The organism is Leisingera coralii (assembly GCF_049056525.1).
GTDB classification, from domain to species: Bacteria; Pseudomonadota; Alphaproteobacteria; order Rhodobacterales; family Rhodobacteraceae; genus Leisingera; species Leisingera coralii.
The window spans coordinates 1-4,743 of sequence record NZ_JBHUPT010000118.1; the positions used below are offsets into that span (position 1 = coordinate 1).

Consider the following 4,743-nt stretch of genomic DNA (forward strand, 5'->3'; position numbering starts at 1 on the left):
TGATGGCTGGATTGGTTGCCGGGCATGGCGAAGAGAAGACCGTGATGATCGACGCGACCTACCTCAAGGCCCACCGGACTGAACCGCACCGGGTTTGCCGGAGGCTGATTTCAGTTAGTTACGCGGCAAGTTCCTCAGTTTCCATAGCCGCATAGAAATTGGCCTCTGCTTCTGCCGGCGGGATATTCCCGATAGGCTCAAGCAGGCGGCGGTTGTTGAACCAGTCCGGCGAACGTGATGTATCAGGCGGCATCACCAAGGCGGGGGATGCCAATCTGAGGCGGGCGCTGTGCCAGGCCGCAACAGTCATGATGAACCGGGGCAGATCGGCATGGCTGAGAAAATGGGGAGCCCAGCTCGCACAACGCCGTGGACGCAAGTGCGCGATGGTTGCCTTGGCTCGCCGTATTGCGGTGATACTCCACCGGGTCTGGGTCGATGGCACAGTATTCCAGCCGGATACCGCACCGGACACGGTCTGACCGGATGTTCCTCCACTCTCTGCCTGCTTGATCGCAGGCTTTTGAGGTCCCGCAGGGACGTGGTTCCGATGATGCCGTGGTCTGGACTGTCGCTGACTGCCGTCAAGCACGCCAATGAGATGGGTGCATCGGAATCGCATCGAACCAGCATCATGTTGGCAGCCGGCGCGCTGACCACGGACCGAAGCATGTACCCGAGGGACCTCAGCCGAAAGCCGCAACAGAAAGCAGGACGGGCTAGAATAGAGCCGGCGAAACCGCCTTGGCGGATCAATTTGCCTGCCTAAAACCGCTTGACTGGAACGTCCCCGTTACCGAAGTCCTGACCCTAGGCTTTGCTCTGCAGCTTTGCGCGTTCCGGTATCCCGGCCGCCTGCTGGTGCCGGGGGAGGTCTTTCCTCTGGAGGTGAGCCGCTTCATCGCTGCGCAGCTTGGAGAAAATGCGGATGACCTCGTCTGCTACGCCGAAAACGACGTGACACGGCGCAGGCATCTCGTCGACCTGCGTGCGATTTACGGGTTCAAGATGTTCTCCGGGCGCGATGCCCGTGACTTGAAGGCATAGCTGTCCGGGCAAGCCGGGCACGCCCGGTCGAATGAGGATTTGGCCCGCCGGTTTGTCGCGCGCTGCCATGAGACCGAGGCAATCCTGCCCGGCATTTCTGTTATCGAGCGGCTGTGCGCCGAGGCTCTGGCTGCCGCCGAGCGCCGGATTGAAAGCCGCATCGCAGGGCAGCTGGACGGCGGCATGAAAGAAGGCCTGAACGCTTTGCTTGCCGAGGATGTTGATGGGCGCGTCAGCCGGTTCATCTGGTTGCGCCAGTTCGAGGTGGGCCGCAATTCGGCGGATATGAACCGCCTGCTGGACCGGCTGGAATTCCTGCAAAAGATCGAACTGCCTAGCGGTATGCTTGATGACATTCCGCCCCACCGGATCAGCCGCTTGCGCAGACAGGGGGAACGTTACTTCACGGACGGTTTGCGCGACATCAGTGGTGACCGGCGCCTCGCTATCCTGGCTATCCGCGCCACAGAGTGTGCGTACAGCACTGGCCGATACGATTGTCGAGACCCATGACCGCATCGTTGGCAAGACCAGGCGGGACGCCAAACGGCTGTGCGATGAACAGATCGCGGCGTCAAAGTCATCCCTGCACGACACGTTGCGCTCCTTCTCTGGCCTTGGCGGCGCGCTGCTGGAAGCCCGCAAAGACAGTGCGCCTCTTGATGACGCCGTCGAGACGGTTTGCGGCTGGCACGATCTGGAGGCGTTAGTCGCGACGGCGACACGGTTGACCAGAACCATGGCTGCCGATCCTCTGGCCCATGCCGTCCACGGTTACAATCGGCTCCGCCGCTATGCCCCGCGCAGGCTGCGCGCGCTCAGGATCAAGGCAGCACCAGTGGCAGAACCCGTGATCGCCGCAGCCCGGTTGATCCGCGACGGTCAAAATACCGAGACCAGGCCAACAGCATTCCTGCGCCGCAGCTAGAAATGGCATCGTCATCTCAATGCCCGGGAGTCCGGTGATAACCGGCTTTGGGAAGTCGCCGTGCTGTTCCATTTGCGCGATGCGTTCCGCTCCGGCGACATCTGGCTGGAGACGTCCCGCGCGACGCCGATCTGAAACGGACGCTGGTACCGATAACCGCCGCGCAGGCGCCGACCCGGCTGGCGGTGCCGTTTGATCCCACCGAGTGGATCGCCGACCGCAGGCAAAGGAGGGCGGACGGCCTCAGTCGTCTTGCTCGTGCCGCCCGAACAGGCGCTATTCCCGGCGGGTCCATTGAGGGCGGAGTGCTGAAGGCAGACCGTCTCACCACTGCCGCCCCCGAAGCCGTCAACGATCTGGTACTTGATTTCTACAAGCGCCTGCCCACCGTGCAGATCACAGATATCCTGTTGGAAGTGGACGATGCCGTTGGCTTTGCCGACGCTTTCACGCATCTCCGCACGGGTGCGCCGTGCAAGGACAGGATCGGCCTTTTGAATGCATTGCTGGCCATCTTGCTGAACCTGGGTCTCAGCAAGATGGCCGATGCCACCAGCACCCACGATTACTTCCAGCTCTCGCGCCTATCGCGGTGGCATATTGAAAGTGAGGCCATCAACAAAGCACTCGCTATGGTGATTGACGCGCAGGCCGCGCTCCCCATGGCCCAAAACTGGGGCGGCGGTGTCACCGGTTCCAGTGATGGACAATTCTTTCCCGCTGCCCGCCAGGGCAAAGCGATGAACCTGGTCAACGCGAAATACGGCAACGAGCCTGGCGTGAAGGCCTACACCCACGTCTCCGATCAGTTCGGCCCGTTTGCCACTCAAGACATTCCCGCCATGGTGAACGAAGCGCCATACTTCCTGGATGGGCTGCTGATGAACGAGGTGGGACGGAAGATCAAAGAACAGTATGCCGATACTGGCGGCTTCACCGATCACGTATTTGCCGTCACCGCGCTGCTCTGCTTCCAGTTCGCCACCCGCATCCGTTTTCTCTGCCGACATCACGACAAACCATATTTTTGTTCAGCATTAGTCCATCCCATCGTGGGGTTTATGGTCTAGAGCCTTTTAAAAAGTTCCGGCAAAAGGTCTCCGGACAACCTTGGCGCCCGCCTGCCCGCACCGGCCGGATGCGGCGGGCCCCGGCTCCGCCCGCATCCGGCAAGCGGCGTCCCGGCCCTGAGGGCCAGGCGCGCCTGTTGCGGTCCCGTCTGCCGCAGGTGCTGTCAGCGGCCCCGCTCCAGGGCCCTGATCAATGGCCCCTGTCAGTGCGGGCGCTGCTCCGCCGCCTGCGGCGGCAGCTGCTCGGAGGCCCAGAGGGCCGCCTGGGTGCGGTTCTTGGCGCCGATCTTGCGGAAGCAGGTGCGCAGATGCACCTTAACCGTGGCTTCGCAGATGCCCAGCTCATTGGCGATGCTCTTGTTGGTGGCGCCTTCGGTCAGCTTGGCCAGGATCAGCTGCTCGCGGTCCGACAGCCCGTGCCCGGCCCGCTCTGGCGGGCGCGGCACAACCGCAGGCCGCGGTGCCTCTGCGGCCTCTGCGGCCCCCTCCGGCAGCACGATGCGGTAGCCGTTCTGCACCACCTGCAGCGCCGCAATCAGCGCATCCGCCGATTTGCGCTCCGGGATCACCGCCTCTGCATAATGGCTCAGCCGGGCTTGGGTGGCGGCCGGGCAATCATCGCCGGTGACCAGGATCAGCTGCACCGCGCCATTGCGGGCGCGGAACGCCTGCAGCTCCTCCGTCAGCGCCGTGCCGGTGCCGTGGCTGTAGAACAGCACCAGGTCCTGGGCGGGCAGCGGCGGCAGCTCCGCCAGCGCACCGCAGCAGTGCCCGGTCTCGTAGTCATGTGCTTCACAGATGGTCAGAAACATGTCCCTGAGAAGCCTGCTTTCCCCCACAATGTGAACAGGCATCCATAACTCCTTTACTCGTAACATGGCCGGATCCTGCACCCGGCCGGTCCCTCAGGAGCGCGGTATTTTGGCTGGCCCACCCCCGCAGACCGCCGTTATCGCAATGCGCCGCCGCACCCCGGAACACAATTCACCCGCCTGCCGCCGTTTTGGCCCCGGCTGCGCGTCTGCGCCGCCGTTTCCGGATCGTGATAAAAACAGAACACGCCCGGAAAAAACATCCTGGGCCGGGCAGCGCAATCGGGCTTCCAAACACTTCTGATGCGCATTGCTGTGGATAAACCGTAGCGAATCCAGCCGTTATTGTTAAGGAACTTCCCCTCCCGGAGCAGTGCTTTTTGGCAGGGCGGCCCGGCCCCGCCCCCGGGGTGCCGCCTTAGCCGGCTGTTTTTCCACGCGATCTGCCGCGGCCCCCTTACGCCATTGGCATTGTCTCCAATGGGGAAACGCACTGTTTCCAGGCTGGATTCTACAATTTTAAGACATTTTACTTTTGATACGAAACAACCTTGGGTTTTTTCGATTCGCCTGCCCTGCCCCAAGCGGCTACCCCCATGGTGGTATTTTGCGCCGCCCGCGCCGCCACCGCGCGGCGCCGCCCCGGCCTTTGGCGTACCCCCTCTGCCCGGTTTGCGGTTGCGGGCGCTGTGCTACCTTCATGGCATTCATTATGTCATGCCGGGGGGCAACATGGTTATGTTGGGTGCGTCCGTTGCGCAAACGGGCAAGTTGTTGTTTTCGAGGTCTCTTCAAAGGCAAATCTCTTCTCTTACATCATTGGCCCTGGTGCAGCCGGGGCACCGCCGCGCCCCGGTGCTGACCAGCGCCGGCCGGTTTGGCGCCG

At 62.6% G+C, this 4,743-nt stretch carries 1 protein-coding gene and 3 pseudogenes; 3 read left to right on the forward strand and 1 reads right to left on the reverse strand.

From position 1 onward, the window contains the following. The 3 pseudogenes from ACFMBG_RS23855 to ACFMBG_RS23865 all read left to right on the forward strand — a co-directional run. Positions 1-80 (forward strand): annotated as a pseudogene (locus ACFMBG_RS23855) (IS5/IS1182 family transposase); the annotation flags it as partial. 138 nt (positions 81-218) lie between these two features. Next, positions 219-482 (forward strand): annotated as a pseudogene (locus tag ACFMBG_RS23860) (transposase); the annotation flags it as partial. Between the two features lie 331 nt (positions 483-813). Further along, positions 814-2,976 (forward strand): annotated as a pseudogene (locus ACFMBG_RS23865) (Tn3 family transposase); the annotation flags it as partial. A 272-nt stretch (positions 2,977-3,248) separates the two neighbouring features. Here the strand turns inward: ACFMBG_RS23865 and ACFMBG_RS23870 are convergent. After that, a complete protein-coding gene (locus tag ACFMBG_RS23870; RefSeq protein ID WP_421057132.1) occupies positions 3,249-3,899 on the reverse strand; it encodes a helix-turn-helix transcriptional regulator in 651 nt (216 codons plus the stop codon). Between the last annotated feature and the right edge of the window lie 844 nt (positions 3,900-4,743).

Coding starts and splice junctions, on each gene's coding strand:
- ACFMBG_RS23870 (WP_421057132.1), bottom strand. CDS start 3,899: ATGCCTGTTCACATTGTGGGGGAAAGCAGGCTTCTCAGGGACATGTTT.